Raw genomic sequence first — 22,141 nt, 5'->3', positions numbered from 1 at the left:
GAAGGGCCAATATGCTTACCCCACATCTTAAAATGTAAATAGGTTTTCGCCATGTAGTATAAAGCTTTCGTCGACAGGAATGTTGAGACGTGTGTACTTTTGTCCCACAAAAACCCACAAACATCTCGACCGTCTTTATAAACAGGAAAATTAAATAAAATAGAATTTAGGGGCAATTCAGCCTCGTCACATGGAAAATCTCTATTTCTTTGATAAGCGAAGAAATTAGGGATTTTTTCTCTTCATCGCTGATTTTATCGTATACCTTATCGAAGTTCGCCAATAATGCTGAACGACTTAACCTGACCCGTCAAGCAATATCTAAATATGAGTGCGGAGACAGTTTCCCCGATATATCTATTTTAATTGAAGTTGCAGATGTTTTCGGCATCACTCTTGATGAACTTATTAGTTCCGGCCATCCAACTGAAAAGGAAGCGGCCATTCTTGAAAGCGCTGTGGAAGGGCAAGATTTATGCAGTGAATTGGACAAGCAATGCATATCTGATATTGTAAATATCGCACCGTTACTAAAGCCCAGTTTACTTGACAAAATGGCAAAAGGTCTTGCAAAACATGGAATAGATATTTCAAGTATTGTTTCACTTGCGGAATACATAAATGATGAAGCAGTTGACAAACTGCTGGAAAACGCAACATATGACACAATCAATGAAAATTTGCTTGAACGATTAATTCCGTTTCTTGACGGAAATTCAATTTCTATAATATTTCAGAAAATCCTAGAAGGTGATCTTGATTATAGATTAATCAGGATTATGCTACCGTACGCAGAATATATCTATCCTCAAGTTGAAGCTGCTGTTTTATATGGCGCTCTTAATGAAAAAGCGCTTCATATTCTAAGAGATTATGAATCCGAAAATGATAGATTAAACATTATGGCAAAGGAAATGAAAGGTAAAAATAAAAATGGATGAGAAAAGAATACAATTATTAAGTAAAACGCCTGTCAGCAAAGCTATCTATTAATATTGCATTGACTGAAAAAGGTAAAGAGTTCACATTTAATCACAAACAGAATTTGAAATTAAATATAATTAGAAGAATTTGAAGCCTTAGTGATGAAGAACTAGAACAGTTTTTCATATCAATAGCTAATTTTCGAAATGTTATGACAAAAACAAATATGGAAAGTAAATAAGGAGATAAACAATGTATTCAGAATTTAAAGAATTTAAAAATTATCCAATACCTGAAGAGGTAGATAAATGGGTAGAATCTATATGGAAAATGGCTAACTCAATAAAATGTGATGTTGAAGTTCTTTCTGACAATGGATTTTCCTTCAGTTTTGGGATTAGACATGTAAAAAACGAGTTTAGATATGTAAAATTCAAACCTGAAGGTATGGATGAGTTTTATGGGTACTGGCAACCAGTAATGTCTGGACCAGCACCATTACTGATCCATACTCCTGGATATGGTGCAGAAATTAGTACTCATCCAGAACTTGTATCACAAGGATATAATGTTCTTCACATTTCACCACTAGGATATGCTACGCCTAATGGACCAGATGAAAGCAAACAACGGGATAATGCTTGGCCTGTATTGGCTGACACGGTAATAAGCTATGCCGAAAAAGGATATAAACAATGGCTTGTAAACTGTATTTTAGCAATAAAGTGGGCAATGGCGCAAACTGAAGTAATAGAAAATAGGGTTTCATTTTTTGGAACCAGTCAAGGCGGAGGATGCTCTTTGCTATTAGGTTCGATTTTTAAAGATAAGGGAGTAAGATGTGTAGCGGCAGATGTACCTTTCCTTACTAATTTGCCTATGGCAAAGAGTCTGGGAGCTATTACTTATAACTACGAACCACTTTGTTCAATTGATAATATAGATGGTGGATGGCAAGCTTTGGGATTTGTAGATACTATCTCTCATGTTAAAAGATTAAATTGTCCTGTATTACTAACTGCAGGTGGAAAAGATAATATCTGTCCTGCTGAAGCTATAAAATCTTTATCTCAATTATTACCTGGTACTTGTTCTTATAATTACTTTGATAATTTAGAGCATAGATATTCAAGAGAGTTTATAACTCTTTTATTATCTTGGGTTCGTATGTATGCTTGACGATGTTGTACAAGAAATGTATGGAATAGTATCGTATTAAGTATGAGATAAGAATTGTTGTAACTGCGTATTTTCATGCAAATGTACTCTGCCGCCAAGGCCCCACCAGGTTCAACGGGCATCTTTATTGACCGTTCAAGGAATGTGGAGACAGCTGTCGAATTATATCGAAAATAGATGATAGATAATTAGACGTGAGTAAGTATGCTCACGTCTTTATTATCTCTGTCGGTGTTTACGAATAATATTATAGAATTAGTATATATAATCCTATAAAATAGTAAAAATTATAAATATCATGATATAATGTGATTAGTGCTATTAACTAAAACAAGAGTGAAAATAGTTGGGACGATTTGAATAATATCTTTTTTACTCTGATTCTTGCTAAGCAATATTTCTTTAGATTAGAAAGATAGAGTGATAAAGTGACAAATTTGATTTTATCGTTGGGATAAAATACTTTACGGATTTGAAAAGCATCAATAGGAGGTGTGTTATGCTTGAGAAAGCAATATATTTAATTACTGGTGTTATGGCGTCTGGAAAATCAACAGTTGCGGAACTGCTCGCTTCAGAAATTGGAAACAGCGTACACCTGCGCGGTGATATATTTCGTACAATGATTATATCAGGACGTGCAGAGATGTCCGTACAGCCGTCCAACGAAGCAGTCCGACAGTTGCATCTGCGCTATCGCTTGGCCGCAGATGTGGCCAGAACCTATTATGATAGCGGGTTTTCCGTTGTTATGCAGGATAATTACTACGGCGAAGAGCTTTCCCACATATTAGATATGCTGGGGGATCGGAGTGTTCATGTAATAGTGCTTTGCCCAAATGTGAAAACAGTAAAGAAGCGTGAGGCATTGCGGGGAAAGGTTGGGTATATCGGTTTTACGCCGGATGCACTGTATGCGGACTTCATGAAGGAAACTCCTAAAATTGGATTTTGGCTCGACACCTCAGATCAGTCACCGGAGCAATCGGTTAGGGATATTTTGTTACACTTCAGGAGATAATAATTGGAAAAACAAAAATTTATAAAAAGAAATGATAGTAGATCTGGAGATGGTATTTACTACCGAAAAATGCTAAGGCTAAAGCCCTCAGTATGCTGAAGGCTTTATTGTTGGCAGCTTTCATTTTTATAAAAATATAACAGTAAATAGGAGTTGTCATACTATAATTAGCATAGCTGATTATTAAAAAAGGAAGTATAAGCGTTAGAATTATTGAAAATACATCATGACACCAAGTGGAGAGTGGGTTCGCTGGTCATCAGAATTACAACAACAGGGAACGTTGAGGTGATAATATTAATGACAAATTGTGGCTTGAAGGAAAAAAAAGTTAAACCACAAGATATAGTGATTTTTGGGTGAAAATTGGGCAAAAAATAGACTTAAAAAGCCGTTTTTTACCCTCGTTTTTTTACCTTTTCACAGATGACATGGGTCATTTCCGACTAAAAATAGAAAATACAGAGGAAGTATGATACCAAAAAGTCGTGTATCCTCTTTCCTATATATTGAGCAGCTTATTCCTGGACAATGCAAATAAGGCTAGTCACATTCTTCATTTTATGTAAGACGGACGGGTCTTTTTTTATTGCTTAAAACCGGTAAGTTGAAAGCTAAACATTTATGAAACACAAAAAATAAGGAAAAGAGAGAATGCGAGATGGTGAAGAGAGAGCTTCAAACAATCAGACTGTGGAATCCGTTATTTCCCAAAACCTATGAGCGGGATGAGGATGGTCATGTTGCAAAATATCCAACCGATTTATCGGCAGCAGAAATTGTACCCTATCTGGAAAAAATATTGGAGCCATTGACCTGCTGAAACTTCCAGATGAGGGGAAATGCGGCCTGGCAGTTTATTTGGAGGATGGTATTTTGCAGAAAAAGGTAGTTAGCATTCATCCCTCGATCGAAGAATGGGACGACCGGCTCTGGGGCGTTACAGAAGTCCAGATTCATGAAACACGGGATGAGGAAGAGTATCACAGGTTGGTGGAATTTTTGCAACTCCAATTGTCTAATGGCTGGGGAGAAGTACTGGAACAGCGTCCGATTACCACTCCGGAGGGAGAATTCTATCTTAGCTTCTGGACGTTTGGAAGCCGCTTTTTTATTAAGCCGGAGGAAGAAATGTTAAGAGAGATGTCGGAGATTTCAGAGATAGGAATGAAATAATGTGCGGGAATTTTTGAAGGAGGTGATGGACTATCAATAGCTTTATCTGCAGGTTAGGAGGTAAAAAGGCTCTTAGTAAAGTTATTTACGAGCTGTTGCCGAGTAACTACGGACGTTACATTGAAGTGTTTGGCGGTGGTGGCTGGGTACTTTTGGATTGCAGAAGGATTTAATTGCAGAAATGGAGGTGTATAATGATTACAATTCCAACCTGGCCAATCTCTATTCCTGTGTCAAGAACAGGACATGGGCGTTTTTAAGGTAGCTTGGATTTCTGCCAATTAGTTCCAGGGTTGAGTTGGTATTTATGTTGACTCTACATTATACATTTGGTCTATCATTGGAATTTAGCCTTGGGAAGGAAATCATTCAGGAGTATATTTTTAAAGTGGAATCTGATACAATAGTTTATATTAAAATTGGTTAAAGATGGAAGAGGAATCGATTTGCTTTTATTGTCGTGATATTCAGGTAATGGAGCGAAATCATCGGAAGGGGTAACACATGTTATGGAAGAAATTATTCAAAGAAAATGATATACAGATTGATGTCCTAAAGCAATGGCAGGCCCATGATGAATTCTATGCGGATGGTATTCTGGTTCGGGTTCAAAATGGCAAGGGGCTGCTGCGGCAGGTGTACTCTATGTATGAAGGAAATCAGTTGTGGAGCCTTGTAATGGAAGATAAGCCGTTGATCCAGTTTCAAGGTGATGGATATTTTTGCCCGACTTGTGAAAAGATTGTTCGCAGTGGATATGGAATGGATCAAAGCTTTCATCTTGACATGCCGGATATCAACAGGTGTAAACAGGAGGTGTCTCTTTCCAGGGCAGTTCAAGATCTATTTCCATTGCTGGGGCTGTTGGAAAGCGGTTATTATGTAATTTTAGATACCTGCCTGCATCCAACAGATGGCAGTGGCCATTTATTCTGGGAATCTCCACATGAGGGGGTATCTCGAGGTACTTGTATGTATTATTATGGTGATGGGGGCTGGGGAAATCTTCGTCCTTACTTTACGATTGCTTCAGAACCAACCAGAAAATGTAACAAAGAGCGGGTGGAATATTATCGGCAGCATCCCGGTTGCCGGGCAGTTGCATACTATATGGATGGCTATCTGACTACATTACTGGATGGACATCATAAAGCCTTAGCGGCTGCTGTTGACAGTCAGGATGTGAATGCTTTAGTTATCATGCCAGGAACCTTAGTGTTTAGATGGCCGCAAGGTGGTCAGGGTAATGATGTGAGTGTTGAATATCAGATGGGTGATATGAGTTTTTCCTGTAAGGATTTACAGCTGACAAAGAGTGATCAGAAGAAATTGGAGACAAAACGTCTATGGAATCTAGGTGGTGGATTGATATCGGAAGCAAATCAGGTAAAGCAGCTTCAACAGGAGATGACTTTCCAAAGCTCAGATGATGCACTTCCATTCAATTCTAAGGAATTGGCAAATGCTTATCCGCTGGTAGCAGATCAGGCAGATATTGATCGGGTGGGAGTGATTGATGACCAGCGATTGGATGATATCTTAAATGGGATCGTTCCTTGTGATGAGGAGGATATTTGCCACTTGATGTCGGCTCTGTGCGGATTAAAGTCACCAAGGGGGATTGAGGTAGGGCAGTTTTTTATGAGACAGTCCCATAATGGTGATCTTTATCATCATGTCCTACGTTGCATCATGCGGTATCCACGAACCGAAGAGTTGGAGCAATATTTGATTGAAGAAATGGTGCGGCTGGAGGATTACCATCCGGATATCAAACGGCTGGTATTAGATTATTTGTAGAGCTATGGAGGAACTATGAACACATTTTTTATTGCCGATCCGCATTTTGGTCACAGTGCTATTATGACTTATGAGAATCGTCCATTTGAAACGGTGAAAGAAATGGATGAGACACTGATTGCTAACTGGAACCGGGTAGTTGGAAAGCAGGATAAGGTCTATCTGTTAGGAGATGTTTCTTTTTATAAGGATGAGGTTACTGCCGGGATTGTAAAACGGCTGAAGGGAATCAAATATCTGATCCTTGGGAATCATGACAATCCAAATGTGAAAAGTTATTATGATATGGGATTTCATCGGGTTTACGATGCTCCTATTATTTTAGATCACTTTTGGATACTGTCTCATGAACCGCTTTATACCAATGCCAACATGCCCTATGCCAACATTTTTGGTCATGTACATGCCAGTAAGCAGTATACCGATTACAGCAGCCAGAGCTTTTGTGTTAGTGTGGAACGGATTGATTATACTCCCATTGAGTTTGAGGAAATCAAACGGTTGATGGGAATTATGAAACCAGAGGAAGAATAAGAAACAATATCATAAGGAATCATGGAGTCATAAGGTGGTAGGTTGACTATGCTTTATGGCTTCTTTTATGATCAAATCAGCTACCATAAATGAAATCAACGGTAAGAACATTTGTTTGCGTTATCCATAAAAATATGGTATATTATCTCTATCAATCGCAATAAAAGAATTGTGATGAAGATGATGATCGATTAAGTTTGTTTACAACCGTCAAAGATTGAAAGTAATAGACCTTTAAGTGAGACAGCTTATATCAAAAAAGGAGGTAGCGGGTATTTCTCGTAATTAAAATGCGTATGAACAAAATTGACAAGAAATATAAATCTGTTAAAATACCGGGCCAAATTTCTTTTTTTGAAGAAAAGGAAAATCAATTAAAACAGTTTCTACAAAATGTCACTTCTGTTTCCTTTGAAGAAGATGATGTTTTTGCTGAGATTGAAATTGACGGAGGAACAAACAGCAATCAGGCATTTTCTACCCCTCAGCCACAAGTAGTAAATCCTATCGTTGATGAGAATCGTAAGATATTTAATGAAATGAGAAAAATAGCAAGAGATATCCAGCTTCCTATTAATTTCAATTCTCATTTTTATAACAAACAAACACGGATTAATAATTCCAAAGTATTCTATAAACAAGCTGTTTTTATGAAGGATTACGAGGATGATTACAATGGTTATGTAGAGTTTTCAAACTACTTTCCTTATTACCAGCAAATGAGCTATGCGCAGCTCAGAACATATTTTACATGGCGGACTGATGTAAGAAAAGGTAATGTCACAAACGTTTCATTATCATATGCCTTTGTTTATATTTACGAGCTGATTCATAATATCGGAGTGGTTGATTCTCAGGAAGGACTTGATAAGCTAATGTCTTTCTGGAGAGCTTTCAAGCGTTTTGACTCTTCGATTGATAAATATATGATTAAGTGGATAAAGGACTATCATATTTATTATGATCTTCCGAAGCCATTTAAAGTATTTGTCTGCGAAAATAATCTACAAGCACATTATGCCAAAGTATTCATGTACGAAACAGACATGAACGACAACTTTGATTTATTTTGCAATGTTTCAAAATATGATATCAGAAAATCAATTTTTTTTACTGATGATACAAAAAGGCAGCTCAGTGATTGTTTTTGTACTGTAATCCATAAACTTAGAGTTATTTTTAATAGAGCTGGTATCATTTTTGACGATTTGATTTTTTATCCGACGAATAAGATGTCTGTATGGACACCTTTCAAGGATGCACTGTTTTATTCATCGATTAAGAAACCGGATAAGAAAGTTGTGCTCTCCGATAAAGAAATATATATATGTTCTCAAAACAATTGGTCTTTTAGTTCCACACTGGCTATGAATAGCGGTCGGCAACTCATTGGCTATATTATGAAACAAACAGAATCTGAGTTACGAAAAGTTACAAAATTCAAACACAAGCTGTCTGCTGATATTAATTTAGTTGGCAGCGATCTTATAAAAAAACTTGAATCTGTGGGCATTTCCCTTAAAAATATAATACACGAAGCGGTGAATGAGTATTACAAAGAAGCAACAAAAATTGTTGTATCCGTGGATGAAACTTCTCTTTATAAAATAAGACTTGAAGCTGATGACACACAGGAAAAACTAATCGTGCCAGATACCGAACCTATGATGTATTTTGAATCAAGCACAGTAGAGACTAGTCCTATTATATCTCAAACTGTTTTTGCCGATTCCTCTGTAGCAATGCAAGACAATTGGACAAGTCTTTTTAATATACTAGAGGAAACAGAAGTGAATGCACTTAAATTAATACTTCAAGGGGATACAAATCTGAAACATTTTGCAGATGCCAACGGGGTTATGCTAGAAGTGTTGGCTGACAGTATTAATGAAAAGGCGATTGACACAATCGGTGATAACATTCTTGAACTTGACAATAGTCTGATTATATATGAAGAATATATAAATAAAATTAAGGAAATGGTGTATAATGGAAAATAAATTGCCGTTGAGGATAGCCAATATACTAATAAATGCATTAAAGGGTGGTGTCGTTCCCCGCGTAGGACTTGAATACATCACCGTAGGGCGAACTCAGGAAATCGAAGCGATTTTACATGATATTGAAATGATTGAGGATGGAAGTGCTTCTTTTCGATTTATTGTTGGTAAGTATGGCAGCGGTAAGAGCTTTTTACTTCAAACCATACGCAATTATGCTACAGCAAAAGGCTTTGCGGTGGTCGATGCTGACCTTTCACCTGAACGACGGTTTGCGGGAACAAAAGGGCAGGGACTTGCAACATACAAAGAACTTATCCAAAACCTTTCAACGAAATCAAAGCCGGATGGTGGTGCACTGCCGTTGATTCTGGAAAAATGGATCTCAGGCATACAGGCGTCTATAAGAGCACAGTCCGAAGTAGAAGGCGAAGCGTTCAATCTATTAGTTGAAAAACAGATATATGCCGTAGCTGGTTCTCTTGAGGGTATGGTCAACGGTTTTGAGTTCGCCAAGGCAGTTGCTGCTTACTGGAGAGCCTACCAACAAGATGATGCCGCAATGAAATCAAATGTACTGAAGTGGTTTCGCGGGGAATATGCATCCCGCAAAGAAGCAAAGGCAGATTTGGATATTAATTTCATTGTTACGGATGAAACATGGTATGATTTTTTGAAAATATTTGCTATTTTTTTAGTAAACGCCGGATATAAAGGGCTATTGGTTTTCATTGATGAACTTGTCAATATCTATAAGATTCCAAACTCCATCACAAGACAAAACAATTATGAAAAAATTCTGACTATGTATAACGACGTGTTACAGGGCAAAGCAAAGCATATTGGATTTTTAATCGGCGGTACACCTCAGTGTATTGAAGATAAATACAAAGGTTTGTTCAGTTATGAAGCTCTTCGATCACGCCTTGCGGAAGGACATTTTGCCACTGACGAAATGAAGGACTTAACCGCTCCCATTATTAGGCTGCAAATGCTTACGCAAGAAGAGGTGTATGTTCTCGTTGAAAAACTGCGGGACATTCATGCACAGCTATACAACTATACACCTACGATGAGTCACGAGGATTTACTGTACTTTCTGACCGTGGAATATAATCGTGTTGGTGCAGGCACACATATCACTCCGAGAGAAATTATCCGTGATTTCATTGAACTTGTTAATATTCTGCATCAGAACCCAAAGAGAAGTGTATCTGATATTTTAGGCAGCAACAGCTTTGAAATGGCCAAGGGTGGTCTGTCCGATGAAACGATACACAGTGATTTTTTAGATTTCGAGGTGTAAACGAAGATGGATGTATTTAACAGACTTGCTCCTTTCATACAAGATTTCATATATCAGAACAAATGGGAGGAATTGCGTGGAATTCAGGTTGCCTCTTGCGAGGCCATTTGGGGCAGTGATGACAATTTACTGCTTTCCTCTGGCACAGCCTCTGGAAAAACCGAAGCGGCTTTTTTGCCTGTGCTTACGGAGCTGTATGAGAAACCTTCCCGTTCGGTAGGCGTAATGTATATTTCACCGCTGAAAGCTCTTATTAACGACCAGTTTAAACGCCTTGAGCAGTTACTTGCTGATTCACATATTCCTGTATGCAAATGGCACGGTGACGCATCCCAAACCAAGAAAAATGAGTTAATCAAGCATCCGGAAGGGATTATCCAAATCACCCCGGAATCACTTGAAAGCCTTCTAACCAATAAGCGTGGCGCTTGCCTCCAAATGTTCTCTGATTTGCGATTTGTCATTATTGATGAAGTACATCAGTTTATGCGCGATGCACGCGGTGTTCAGCTGTTGTGCATCTTAGAACGACTTCAAAAGCTGACTGGCGTAAATCCAAGGCGTATCGGCCTTTCGGCAACGCTCGGTGATGTGTCTTTCGCACAGAACTGGCTCAATACAGGAACCGGCCGTAACTGTGCCGCTCCCATAACGGAAGATGGAAAGAAGCGTATCAAACTTCATGTGGAACGTTTTGTTAACCTGCACGATGAGCGTGATATCGCTGACAACGACGCAAGCGATAACAAGGTTGTAACAGGCGGGAATATGGGTGATCGTGAGCATTACGAATATTTATTTAAGATGACGCTTGATAAAAAGACTATCATCTTTACAAACAGCCGGGAAGAAACTGAACTTGTTATGGCAAATCTTCGTGAAATTGCGTTACAAAAAAAAGCGCCCGATGTTTACCGGGTCCATCACGGAAATGTTTCTGCGTTGCTTCGCGAATACACAGAGGATGAGATGAAATCAAGTGATGATAAAATTGTCACCGGTGCAACCGTTACATTGGAGTTAGGTATTGACATTGGTTCGCTCGATCAGGCAGTACAGGTCGGCGCCCCGCTCAGCGTTTCCAGCTTTGCACAGCGGCTTGGCAGATGTGGACGCCGAGGTCAGGTTCCACAACTGCTATTCACCTTTGTTGAAGATATCCGAATTAATCCAGCTGATACACTGGGGCCTATCAATTGGGAATTTATCCGAACAATTGCTATTATTGAGCTGTATATAAAGGACCATTGGATAGAACCAATATATCCGCATCATCATGCGTATAACCTTCTGTATCATCAATCGATGAGCCACTTAAAAAGCAGTGGTGAACTTTCTCCTGCAGCTCTTGCGCAGGCTATCCTTACTTTGGGTTGCTTTCGCCATATTTCCCAGGAGGATTATAAACAGTTATTGACTCATCTTATTAACATTGAGCAATTACAGCGAACAGAACATGGGGGCCTGATGATCGGAAGAGAAGGAGAAAAGATTGTAAATAGTCATCATTTTCTCACGGTTTTTCTTGCACCGGAATATTTGCTTGTTAAAGATGAAAACCGCACAATCGGTACTGTTGACAAGATTTACCCTGTTGGAACTCGCTTTGCATTGGCGGGCATGACATGGGAAACGGTTGATGTCAATACAAAATCAAAGGTTATTTTTGTTAAAAAAGTTCCAGGAATTTCAGTCGTTGACTGGGACGTGGATTTCGATGCGGAGCTGCATACTGTTTTAGTAAAAAAGGTCCGCAGCATTCTTCAGGGTGATTTGACGTATCCGTACTTGAGTGAAAGGTGCCGTGAACGATTAACGGAAATACAATACATTGCCCGGAATAGCGGTATTTTAGAAAATCTGGTTACCCCTCTTTCCGATATAAAATATGCGGTGTTCCCTTGGGTGGGGACACGACAGCTATTAACTCTTCATTATGCGTTGTTGAAAAGGAAAATAAAAAGTAAACATCCTTGGATCACTTGTGTCTATTTAGAGGTAAATTTTACTGGAACGAAAGAAGAATTGGAATATATTATTTTCGATATTATAAAATCTGATCTGGATTTATATGAGCTTCCTTTACCTGAGAAAATACAGATTGACGGTAAATATAACGAATTTATTCCTTTTCACTTACTACGCAAACAATTTATTGAGGATTATTTGGATTTTGAAGGGTTAAAAGAGGCACTTGAGTACAGGGGGAGTTAAAGCCTATGTATCAGAAAATATCAGCTAAAAGTTTCCAGTCTGTAAATTTCTCGGATTAAGCAAAAATGCGGTTTGACCACCGGAAAAAGAGGCAGCAATTCAGGGAGCATTGAAGCATTTCAGGATGATTGAGTAGGTGCACTTGTCCCATAATTTCTACAAGAATCTAATAGCCGGAGTACATATTACAGTACTCCGGCTATTACTGTATAATTGATATTGCTATCTTCAATCAAGTATTCTCAGTGATATTCTTTGCTGCCTGAACAAATCTCAGTACATCCTCCGGTGCCTCCATGCTGTACAGTAGTCCATAGGGGATACTGTAATCCCAATTGACTGGAATGGAAATCAGTCCGGGGTGAACATCCTGCCAGCATTCAATAGTAAGCAGGACATTTCCTGTTTCTGCACAACGGTTAAAGACAGATAGATCGTAAAAATGCGGTGTATCCTCAATATGGATTTCCGGGTGGTGCTTTTCCAACTCGTTGCGGATGAAATCGTTTACGCCGGAATCCCCACGCTGTACCATCATCAGCGTTTCTCCGTACAAATCTTCTATATCTATGCATTTTTTTTCTGCAAGACGGTGTTCTCTCGATACCGCAATCATCTTTTTGTATCGCCCAAGCGGCAGAAAATTACTGCGTGAAAGCCATTTCTGTGAGTCACATACGCCAATAAGAAAATCAAATTTTTCTCCTAACTTTTCAATTTCCGAGAGTATGCCCTCGTGGTTGTCCTCAAAGGGGACAAGGTGCAGCTTGTATTCGGGAAATTCTTTGTTTACACGGTACCATAAATCCATAAAGGGTTTCGCAGGGTTCAGTAAGGATGTACCAACACAAAAGGTTGTGTCATTTGCGTGTAAAGCGGCCTTTGCGGCTGAAACAGATTTTTCGGAATAGTCAATCAAAAATTTCGCATCACGATATATGACCGCTCCGGCTTCTGTTAAATGTATTCCGGCAGGAGTGCGTTCGATTAACTTCAAATCAAGATGACTTTCCAAAGAGTTCATCTGCTTCATAACAGCAGTCGAGGAAATATACAGAACTCCGGCTGCTTTTGCAAAGCTGCCGCAATCGACAACAGTAATAAATGTATTTAAAAGTGGATTATACATGTCATACCTCCATCAAAAGTATAAACTTATGGTTTATACTACATTAACACATCGGAGATTCTCGGTCAAGGGATTCCGCTCTATAATAAAGGCAGGAACAAAGAAAGAGGTGCAGGAAATGTCTAATAAATTGATAGCATTTTATTCAAGAGCGGATGAAAACTATGTGAGCGGCATACTGAAATATCTTACAGTTGGAAATACGGAAGTTGCTGCGTCTATCATCAAAGAGTTTACGGATGCAGATATATTAAAAGTCGAACAGGTAAGGCCCTATTCAAAAGGTTATAACGAGTGCATCGCCGAGGCGCAGGCCGATCAAAAACGAGATGCCCGCCCTGAACTAAAGACATATCCCGATAGCCTCAGTGAGTACGATACCATTTATCTTGGCTTTCCGAATTACTGGAGTACTATGCCCATGGCAGTATTTGCGTTTCTGGAGCATTTTGATTTCAGTGGCAAAACGATTAAGCCGTTTTGTACTCATGAGGGCAGCGGTATGGGAGTAAGCGAAAGGGACATAAAACGGCTGTGTCCGACTGCTAATGTAGCTAAAGGCCTTGCAATTCACGGAAGTAATGTAGAAAAATCAAGAAAAGCGATGGAAAGGTGGACAAAAGAATGAAACCAACAGAAATGAGTGTGTTCCCCATTGGTAATACAAATGATATGTTTGCAAAGTATTTTATCGGACAGAGCTATTTGAATATGCTTTCCACCGAACAGGTGGCAATCGGCAACGTAACCTTTGAGCCGAAGTGCCGTAACAACTGGCATGTACATCACGCTGATCATGGCGGCGGTCAGATGCTGCTTGTTACTGCTGGCGAGGGCTGGTATCAGGAGTGGGAACAGAAGCCGAGAAAGCTAAAACCGGGAGATGTGGTTCACATTCCGGCGGGTGTTAAGCATTGGCATGGCGCTTCGGCTGATTCATGGTTTCAGCATTTGGCCATGGAAGTACCTGGAGAGAACTGTAAAACAGAATGGTGCGAGCCGGTTTCGGACAACGAATACGAAAATTTGGAGATAGAGGTGTAAAATTGGCAAAGGTAACAGCAGGAAGGGATGAGCTTGGGGTATTTGCTCCGAAGTTTGCAGAGCTGAATGATGATGTTCTGTTTGGCCAGGTATGGTCAAGAGTAGATCAATTATCAGCAAGGGATAGAAGTATTGTCACAGTTACAGCACTTATGGCAAGTGGGATTTTGGATAATTCCTTGAAATTTCATTTGCAAAATGCAAAAAGTCATGGAGTTACGCAGGAAGAAATTGTGGAAATACTGACCCATGCTGCTTTTTATGCAGGCTGGCCTAAGGCATGGGCGGCTTTTCCCATGGCAAAAGAGGTATGGGAGGAGGCGGCAAAATGAAGAATGTACTGATCCTATCGGCAAGTCCGAGAAAAAACGGCAATTCAGATATGCTGTGCGACCGCTTTGCACAGGGTGCAAGAGAAAGCGGGCACAATGTGGAAAAGGTATTTATAGCGTCAAAAAATATCGGTTACTGCCATGGATGCGGTGTGTGCAATCATACTCACAAATGTGTTCAGAAGGACGATATGGCGGAAATCCTTGATAAAATGGTAAATGCAGATGTTATGGTGCTTGCTACTCCTGTTTATTTTTATTCCATGGACGGACAGATGAAAACCTTTATTGATCGAACGGTGCCGAGATATACAGAAATCAGCAATAAGGATTTTTATTTTATTATGACCGCAGCAGATACCGAAAAAGCCAATTTAGAGCGTACAATGGAAGCATTTCGTGGCTTTACGGAGGATTGTCTTGATGGCGCAAAGGAAGCTGGTATCATCTATGGGACAGGTGCATGGCAGATTGGCGAGATCGAGGCTAGCCCTGCTTATGATGAAGCGTATGAGATGGGAAAGGCAATAAAATATGGGTTCTAAAAATGTAATGCTTTGGGCAGGTGCAGGGCAGATTGGCATGGCCATTGCCCGCAGAATGGGCTGTGGCATGAAAATTATTGTCGGTGATAAGAAAGTTGAAAATGCACAGTCCACCGCAAAGATCATGAATGAGGCTGGCTTTGATGTTATTCCGGTTCAAATGGATTTGTCCTCAAGAGAATCCATACTGTCTATGATTGCAGAGGGACAGAAATATGGCGATATCAAAATGCTTGTCAATGCCGCAGGGGTATCACCAAGTCAGGCTCCGATTGAAACGATTCTAAAGGTGGATTTATACGGCACAGCAGTACTTCTTGAGGAAGTTGGAAAAATAATCTGCGAGGGGGGCGTTGGCGTAACGATTTCCAGTCAATCGGGATTTCGTATGCCTGCATTGACTGCCGAGCAGGATGAACAACTTGCCTGCACACCTGCAGAGAAGCTTTTAGGTCTTGAGCTTCTGCAAAAAGAAAACATCAAAGATACACTTCATGCATATCAGCTTGCAAAACGCTGTAATGAAAAGCGAGTAATGGCGCAAGCGGTGGAATGGGGAAAACGAGGTTCAAGGCTGAATGCCATAGCACCGGGGATAATTGTGACTCCTTTGGCAATAGATGAGTTCAACGGACCGAGAGGAGATTTCTACAAGAATATGTTTGCAAAATGTCCTGCCGGACGTCCCGGAACTGCTGATGAGGTTGCAAATGTTGCAGAACTTTTGATGAGCGGCAAGGGTGCGTTTATTACTGGTTCTACGTTTTTGATTGACGGTGGTGCAACGGCTTCTTTTTACTATGGAGAATTGAAACAGAAGAAATAAGACAATTTTAAGTAAGGATGGTAGTGTATGATGGTACAATTGAATATGACAGAAGAATGGGATAAGGTGTTCCCTAAAAGTAATAAGGTAAATCATCGTAAGGTGACATTCCATAATCGCTATGGAATTACACTTGCAGCAGACCTTTATGAACCAAAAGATGCAAAGGATGCAAAGGATAATAAATTATCTGCAATCGCCGTATGCGGCCCCTTCGGCGCAGTAAAGGAGCAGTCCTCAGGCTTGTATGCACAGACGATGGCGGAGCGTGGCTTTCTGACCGTTGCTTTTGACCCGTCATTTACAGGCGAAAGCGGCGGCGAGCCAAGATATATGGCGTCCCCGGACATAAACACAGAGGATTTTCAGGCGGCAGTGGATTTTCTGTCCGTTCAGGACAATGTTGACCCTGAAAAAATCGGCATTATAGGTATCTGCGGTTGGGGCGGTCTTGCACTGAATGCTGCTGCAATAGATACACGAATTAAAGCAACCGTAACCTCAACGATGTATGACATGAGTCGAGTAAATGCCAATGGTTACTTTGATTCCGAGGACAACGAAGCCGCACGTTATGAAAAGCGTAAAGCCCTAAACAAACAGAGAACCAAGGAATACAACGATGGCGTTTATGTGCGTGGCGGCGGTGTTGTTGATCCGTTTCCTGATGACGCACCGTTCTTTGTAAAGGATTATTATGATTACTATAAGACCCGGCGTGGCTATCATGAGCGCTCGCTGAACTCCAACGAGGGATGGAATATTACGGGTGGTATGTCCTTTTTGAATATGCCGATTTTACAGTACAGCAACGAAATCCGTAGTGCTGTTCTGGTCATTCACGGAGAAAAGGCACATTCTTGCTATTTCAGCAGGGACGCTTTTTCCAATATGGTAAAGGATAATCCTTATGCAGATAACAAAGAATTGCTAATTCTTCCCGGTATCGTGCATACAGACTTGTATGATGGCGGTGGTAAGGATGCGATTCCATTTAATAAAATGGAAGAATTCTTTAAGACAAATTTGAATTAATACGAGGAGGTTTATTATGGAATATGTAACGCTTAATAACGGAATAAAAATGCCAATACTGGGTTACGGAGTTTATCAGGTGACAAAGGACGAATGCGAACGCTGTGTATTGGATGCGCTGAAAGCAGGATACCGTTCCATTGATACAGCACAATCCTATTTTAACGAGGAGGAAGTAGGCAGTGCAATCAAAAAATCGGGTATTCCAAGGGAAGATATTTTTCTGACTTCAAAGGTTTGGATTGAGCATTATGGTTATGAAAGCTGTAAAAAATCTGTGGAAGAATCATTGAAAAAACTACAAACGGACTATCTTGATCTTATGCTCTTGCATCAGCCTTTCTCGGATTACTATGGTGCGTGGAGAGCTTTGGAGGATTTGTACGAGGAGGGAAAGCTTCTTGCAATTGGTATTTCAAATTTCTATCCTGATCGCATGGTAGATATCGCTTCTTTTGCCAGAATCAGACCTATGGTAAATCAAGTTGAAACACACCCATATAATCAGCAGATTGCAGCCAAGCTATATATGGATAAATATGGTGTTCAGATTGAAGCGTGGGCACCGTTTGGCGAGGGACGAGGCGGTTTATTTGAAGACAAGGCGCTTAAAGAAATCGGAGATAAATACGGAAAGACAACGGCACAGGTTATGCTTCGCTGGCATATTCAACGCGGCGTTGCTGTTATTCCAAAATCAACACATTATGAGAGAATGAAAGAAAATTTTAACGTATTCGATTTTGAATTGAGTGATAGCGATATGGAAATAATTTCTGCACTTGATAAAAATGAAAGTTCCTTCTTTTCCCATTATGATCCTGCTATGGTAGAATGGTTTGTGAAAATGGTTGAAGAACGTAAAAACAATTAAGGAAACGTACGTACCGCTCATGGTGAAACGCCATCAGGCTGTTTTCTTATCAGGTATACCATTATAGATACGAAATCAAGCATCCGAAGGATTTCATCAAAAGAAGATAAGAGATTCCATGCATCAATCGAATTGATTGATCGAGGAAGAGGGGTATGCTAATGGCACCGATTGTAGCAAATGCACTTAGCATGTAGATATGAAAACAAAGATTGACCAGCAAGAGATATGGAATAGTACAAAAGATAGTTGGAATCAGGATTATTGAAAGTTAAAAAAGGCACCAGTGCCAATTTAAAAATTAAGGCCATAGATTTTTCCATATATGGATAGCCTATGGCCTTTTTTTAGTTCCCTATTAAAATAGCAATTCTGAATGTCAAGGCCATTTGCCTAGGCAGAATCGCCCTGGTTTTCGTTTTTTGAGCAATTGGGACAGTATCAGCTTTGCAGACAAGCAGGACTTTAAGCCCTGATATATTCATAAGGATACCATTTAAAAGTCCATTATCCTGGGCCATTCACAATTCTAAAATTATCGTACTATAATAATGTATAAGATGCAGGTAAAAATTATTAAAATTGTTATCAAATTTAATTAAATATAATCCTAATCAAAGGAGACTTTTATATGAATCATGACTGTGAATGTGAATACCACTGCGATGACTGTTGTTGTGAGAAGAAACAAGAAAAATTAAACGCAGCTGTATTAAGATGCGGAAGTCCGGGATATGTTTCATTTGCTAATTTAACTGGAGTAGAAATAACGAGAACTATTGCTACATTACAGATTAATACTTCAGGATTTGAGCATCCTTGTATCCTGCTTTCATTTACTGCGAATGTTGTTATAGGTGTAATAGGTAGTTATAGATTTCAAATCTTTAAAGAGTGTTCAGATAAGATGGCCCTCATTCCGGTTAGCGGAATATATGTATATTCCAGATCAGTTGCTACAACGGTATCTGATACTTTTAGCTTTAATGTATGTGATTGTGATTCCTGCATGAATGACTGCTGCACCTATCTGGCTGTAGTTACGTTTAATGTCAGTCCTGTTATCGGTGGTGCAACACTCAGCGCCATTGTTACCGAAAATGGCTGCGATAATTAAGCGTGTTTATAATCTCCTCTATAAAATAAGTGACAAAGTAGATTGTTTGTGGAGAGAGTAAAATGGCATTGGAGAGATTAAGAACCAATGCCATTTTTTATATGGGCCGTGATCCTCCTGAACACACGAATCGTGTGAAATAAGGGATGATTTCATTTAAAAGGGGTAAGTGGGGTGAATTAACAGGAAAATTTACCTCGCCGTGCTGTTATAATAAATTCTTTCGCCAAGTAGTATAAAAACTCCGTGCCACCGCATGTGGAGACGGTTGCACATCTTTCCCACAAAAAGGTGGCACACCAACGTAAATGCGGAGTTTGGAGAGAACGATGGGTTGTTATATTGTTTGGTGTACCAAATTATTATGGATTAGGAACAGATAAATTTTATCATAGATTATAAAATAGTGTTATGCCAGAAGAATATAGATTTTGTTTTATCAAATGAAAAACTGCTAAGACTAAAGCCCTCAGTACATAGGGGGTTTTATTGTTGGCAGCTTTTTTTATTAAATTAAACATCAATACATACATCTGCAGGGAATGTGATAAGCTGTCCGGCAAGTAAGTATAGTTATTATTGCTTTTTGTTTTGTAAATTTCTGATCTCTGAAGGTGTCATTTGGAATTTCTGAGCAAATACTTTCCGGAATAATTTATAATTGGTAAATCCATGTTGCTCCAATATTTCCTGGATAGGAAGTTCAGTTGTAATTAAATCTTGATAAATGTGTGATAAACGGATTTCGTTTAGATATTGCAGATAAGTCACCCCCATATTTTTCTTAAACAAACGGCAAAAATATTGGGACTGGAATCCTGCAATATCGGCAATTTCATCTAGAGAAATCGATTTGTTGTAATGCTTTTGTGTGTAATCTAATACAGAATCCAATTTGTTTAGGTTTTTTGCTTGTTGTTGAAACCCGGCCTGAGGATCTGTAATTTTAAAATCGTGGTATAGAAGATATAGCAATTCAAATAGAAGAGAACCAAAGTGTAACCATTCTCCTTCAGGGTGAAATTCTGTAACAATGAGCATTTTTTGAAGCGTTTCTTTTAGCTGGGTAATTTTTGTCTGGACAATCGGATTTGTAGAAAAACAGTCTATATAAAACATATATCTATCGACGTCCGGAATATACCGTTTTAAAAAAGTATAAGGGATTTGTACCAATATAGATTCATTAGGTGCTGTACATATAGTAGAATGAACTACTTTGGAATTAATAAGAACAAGGTCGTTTTTCTGATAATGCAAGGTCTTGCTGCCAATGGAGACATCCAGATTTCCTTTTAACAAATAAATAATCTCTACTTCATTGTGCCAGTGGTTAGATACCAGACGCCCCTGATCAAAATAATGTTTAAAATAAATATCTTTTGTAGATGGTATTTCCACATATTCATGTATGCGAAGCTGTTCTGCTGGTTCTTTCATATAGGCGCCTCTCCTAAACCAAGTTATGATAGTTTATTGATAGTTTATTATCAATGATTTCAGTCCGGTTCTGAATAAATTCAAATTAAGTATAATGCATGGAGAAAAAAAGTCAATATTAACCTACCTTATCGTCAAGATAAAATCTATGATGAAAAAAGTATTTATGTTATATTTTAAGCACAATATAAGGCGCGCGGAACTTAATATAAACTTTTACGGCAAACGTTTTTTGTACAAAATAAGGAGAAAACTATGGAAATAAAGACAAAATTAACTTTGCGAAGATTTGTGGAGCGTTTTTCCTATGGGTGTGGAGATTTCGGGTGTAATATTATTTACACTTCAATGACAGCTTTTCTGTTATTTTATTACACAGATTACGCTGGGGTAAGTGCAGCGGCAGTAGGAACAATTATGCTTGTATCCAGAGTTTTTGACGGAATCAGTGATATTATTATGGGGGTGATTGTAGATAGAACAAAATCTCGTTTTGGGAAAGCAAGACCTTGGCTGTTAAGAATGTGTATCCCATTTGCAGTGTCGGGAATTTTATTGTTTTCAGTACCCACGGGATGGGCACAGACACCTAAATTAGTGTATGTATTTATTACTTACAATTTGGCTTCTACTATTATCTATACTGCAATTAATGTTCCATATTCTACATTGAATGCGTTAATGACACAGGATCCATATGAACGTTCCGTACTTAGTATTTTTCGAAATCTGCTGGCAACAGCAGGGACATTGATCATTAACACTTTTACCCTGCCGTTAGTGGAATTCTTTGGAAATAATGCCAGTGCCTGGACAAAGACATTTTGTGTGTTAGGGCTATTGTCAGTGATTGCATTTTTAATTAATTTCTTTGGCACGAAGGAAAGAGTAAAAACGGTGGAGGAAGAGAAAACAGGGGAAGTAACTGTCGTTTCATTTAAAGAAGGAATTAAAGCACTGTTAAAAAATAAGTATTGGATTATGATTACGGTAGTGCTTGCCATTTTCTTTCTGAATCTTTCTATCAATGGAGGTGCAACTGTTTATTTTGCAAGAGAAATTCTTGGCGATTCTAATTTGGTAGCGACCATTAACAGCACAATGAATGTAGCTCAGATTTTATGTATGTTTCTTATAGCAAACTTTGTAAAGAGATTTGGAAAAAGAGATGTATTTGTGGCAGGGTTAGTTGTAAATATTGCGGGAATGCTGGTTCTTACCTATTCAGGTGGTTCGGCAACGTTAATTATAATTTCCAGTATCATTCGTGGTATCGGTGGAGCCTGTGGCGGAGCTACCATGTGGGCAATGGTATCGGATACCATTGATTATGGAGAGTGGAAGACAGGATATCGGACGGCTGGATTGGTGAACAGCGCCTGCAGTTTCGGGTATAAGGTTGGAAGCGGTCTTGGCTCTGCAATGCTTGGCTGGATTCTGGCAGCGGGAGGATACATAGGAGGAGCGGCAGTACAGTCAGCTTCCGCACTGTTCTCTATTCGTATCTGCTTTGTATTGATACCAATAGGGGTATATGCGATCGGATTGGTTATTATGAAGTTCTGGAAACTGGATAAAGAATTTGATGGAATTATTGCAGACTTAAAAGAACGTGCAGTCAAATAAAAAAAACACCGGAGGTTCA

The 22,141-nt window shown here is 39.2% G+C and carries 21 protein-coding genes and 1 pseudogene; 20 read left to right on the top strand and 2 right to left on the bottom strand.

Annotation, left to right across the window (positions count from 1 at the left end):
• Positions 1 to 209: 209 nt before the first annotated feature.
• The 11 genes and pseudogenes from AC27IJ_RS19040 to AC27IJ_RS18990 all read left to right on the top strand — a co-directional run bounded on the left by AC27IJ_RS19040 (position 210) and on the right by AC27IJ_RS18990 (position 12,154).
• Positions 210 to 941 (top strand): helix-turn-helix domain-containing protein, encoded by a 732-nt coding sequence (locus AC27IJ_RS19040; protein ID WP_487150244.1) that lies wholly within the window; start codon positions 210 to 212, stop codon positions 939 to 941.
• Between the two features lie 235 nt (positions 942 to 1,176).
• On the top strand, positions 1,177 to 2,103 hold the full coding sequence (locus AC27IJ_RS19035) for an acetylxylan esterase (protein ID WP_487150242.1): 927 nt from the start codon (positions 1,177 to 1,179) through the stop codon (positions 2,101 to 2,103).
• 499 nt (positions 2,104 to 2,602) lie between these two features.
• Positions 2,603 to 3,124: an AAA family ATPase gene (locus AC27IJ_RS19030; protein WP_312444552.1), complete on the top strand. Its 522-nt coding sequence runs from the start codon at positions 2,603 to 2,605 to the stop codon at positions 3,122 to 3,124.
• Positions 3,125 to 3,785: 661 nt separating this feature from the next.
• Positions 3,786 to 3,947: a hypothetical protein gene (locus AC27IJ_RS19025; protein ID WP_487150240.1), complete on the top strand. Its 162-nt coding sequence runs from the start codon at positions 3,786 to 3,788 to the stop codon at positions 3,945 to 3,947.
• A 53-nt stretch (positions 3,948 to 4,000) separates the two neighbouring features.
• Positions 4,001 to 4,300, top strand: coding sequence for a hypothetical protein (locus AC27IJ_RS19020; RefSeq protein WP_487150238.1), 300 nt, complete (start codon positions 4,001 to 4,003; stop codon positions 4,298 to 4,300).
• Between the two features lie 83 nt (positions 4,301 to 4,383).
• Positions 4,384 to 4,562, top strand: a pseudogene (locus AC27IJ_RS19015) (DNA adenine methylase); the annotation flags it as partial.
• Between the two features lie 242 nt (positions 4,563 to 4,804).
• The gene (locus AC27IJ_RS19010) at positions 4,805 to 6,100 is read left to right on the top strand and encodes a hypothetical protein (RefSeq protein ID WP_487150236.1); all 1,296 of its coding nucleotides are present in this window, start codon (positions 4,805 to 4,807) and stop codon (positions 6,098 to 6,100) included.
• A gap of 15 nt (positions 6,101 to 6,115) precedes the next feature.
• Positions 6,116 to 6,634 carry a metallophosphoesterase gene (locus tag AC27IJ_RS19005; protein ID WP_487150234.1) on the top strand — a complete coding sequence of 173 codons (519 nt, stop codon included), beginning with the start codon at positions 6,116 to 6,118 and terminating at the stop codon, positions 6,632 to 6,634.
• A 296-nt stretch (positions 6,635 to 6,930) separates the two neighbouring features.
• Complete coding sequence (locus AC27IJ_RS19000) at positions 6,931 to 8,634, top strand: TerB N-terminal domain-containing protein (RefSeq protein ID WP_487150232.1); 1,704 nt, start codon at positions 6,931 to 6,933, stop codon at positions 8,632 to 8,634.
• Positions 8,624 to 9,940, top strand: a complete 1,317-nt coding sequence (locus tag AC27IJ_RS18995) for an ATP-binding protein (RefSeq protein ID WP_312444545.1) — start codon at positions 8,624 to 8,626, stop codon at positions 9,938 to 9,940. The genes AC27IJ_RS19000 and AC27IJ_RS18995 overlap by 11 nt, the downstream gene beginning before the upstream one ends.
• Positions 9,941 to 9,946: 6 nt before the next feature.
• Positions 9,947 to 12,154, top strand: coding sequence for a DEAD/DEAH box helicase (locus AC27IJ_RS18990; RefSeq protein WP_487150229.1), 2,208 nt, complete (start codon positions 9,947 to 9,949; stop codon positions 12,152 to 12,154).
• Positions 12,155 to 12,386: 232 nt separating this feature from the next.
• Here the strand turns inward: AC27IJ_RS18990 and AC27IJ_RS18985 are convergent, their stop codons facing one another.
• Complete coding sequence (locus AC27IJ_RS18985) at positions 12,387 to 13,283, bottom strand: LysR family transcriptional regulator (RefSeq protein ID WP_487150228.1); 897 nt, start codon at positions 13,281 to 13,283, stop codon at positions 12,387 to 12,389.
• Between the two features lie 118 nt (positions 13,284 to 13,401).
• Between AC27IJ_RS18985 and AC27IJ_RS18980 the strand changes: the two genes are divergently transcribed.
• The 8 genes from AC27IJ_RS18980 to AC27IJ_RS18945 all read left to right on the top strand — a co-directional run bounded on the left by AC27IJ_RS18980 (position 13,402) and on the right by AC27IJ_RS18945 (position 19,056).
• On the top strand, positions 13,402 to 13,911 hold the full coding sequence (locus AC27IJ_RS18980) for a flavodoxin (protein ID WP_487150226.1): 510 nt from the start codon (positions 13,402 to 13,404) through the stop codon (positions 13,909 to 13,911).
• The gene (locus tag AC27IJ_RS18975; protein WP_312444536.1) at positions 13,908 to 14,327 is read left to right on the top strand and encodes a cupin domain-containing protein; all 420 of its coding nucleotides are present in this window, start codon (positions 13,908 to 13,910) and stop codon (positions 14,325 to 14,327) included. Before AC27IJ_RS18980 ends, AC27IJ_RS18975 begins: the two co-directional genes overlap by 4 nt.
• 2 nt (positions 14,328 to 14,329) lie before the next feature.
• Positions 14,330 to 14,659: a carboxymuconolactone decarboxylase family protein gene (locus AC27IJ_RS18970; protein ID WP_487150224.1), complete on the top strand. Its 330-nt coding sequence runs from the start codon at positions 14,330 to 14,332 to the stop codon at positions 14,657 to 14,659.
• Complete coding sequence (locus tag AC27IJ_RS18965; RefSeq protein WP_487150222.1) at positions 14,656 to 15,204, top strand: flavodoxin family protein; 549 nt, start codon at positions 14,656 to 14,658, stop codon at positions 15,202 to 15,204. The genes AC27IJ_RS18970 and AC27IJ_RS18965 overlap by 4 nt, the downstream gene beginning before the upstream one ends.
• The gene (locus AC27IJ_RS18960) at positions 15,194 to 16,030 is read left to right on the top strand and encodes an SDR family oxidoreductase (RefSeq protein ID WP_487150220.1); all 837 of its coding nucleotides are present in this window, start codon (positions 15,194 to 15,196) and stop codon (positions 16,028 to 16,030) included. Before AC27IJ_RS18965 ends, AC27IJ_RS18960 begins: the two co-directional genes overlap by 11 nt.
• Before the next feature lie 27 nt (positions 16,031 to 16,057).
• Positions 16,058 to 17,065, top strand: a complete 1,008-nt coding sequence (locus AC27IJ_RS18955; protein WP_487150218.1) for an alpha/beta hydrolase — start codon at positions 16,058 to 16,060, stop codon at positions 17,063 to 17,065.
• A 16-nt stretch (positions 17,066 to 17,081) separates the two neighbouring features.
• Positions 17,082 to 17,939, top strand: coding sequence for an aldo/keto reductase (locus AC27IJ_RS18950; protein WP_487150216.1), 858 nt, complete (start codon positions 17,082 to 17,084; stop codon positions 17,937 to 17,939).
• Positions 17,940 to 18,570: 631 nt separating this feature from the next.
• Positions 18,571 to 19,056, top strand: coding sequence for a DUF4489 domain-containing protein (locus AC27IJ_RS18945; RefSeq protein ID WP_312444525.1), 486 nt, complete (start codon positions 18,571 to 18,573; stop codon positions 19,054 to 19,056).
• A 576-nt stretch (positions 19,057 to 19,632) separates the two neighbouring features.
• On the opposite strand, the gene AC27IJ_RS18940 is transcribed toward AC27IJ_RS18945, so the two are convergent.
• Positions 19,633 to 20,496: an AraC family transcriptional regulator gene (locus tag AC27IJ_RS18940; RefSeq protein ID WP_312444524.1), complete on the bottom strand. Its 864-nt coding sequence runs from the start codon at positions 20,494 to 20,496 to the stop codon at positions 19,633 to 19,635.
• Positions 20,497 to 20,751: 255 nt separating this feature from the next.
• Here AC27IJ_RS18940 and AC27IJ_RS18935 point away from each other — a divergent pair, with 255 nt between their 5' ends.
• Complete coding sequence (locus AC27IJ_RS18935) at positions 20,752 to 22,122, top strand: MFS transporter (RefSeq protein ID WP_487150213.1); 1,371 nt, start codon at positions 20,752 to 20,754, stop codon at positions 22,120 to 22,122.
• Positions 22,123 to 22,141 lie beyond the last annotated feature (19 nt).

Source organism: Lacrimispora sp. YZC11 (assembly GCF_057543815.1).
This window is presented reverse-complemented; position numbering and strand designations above follow the sequence as displayed.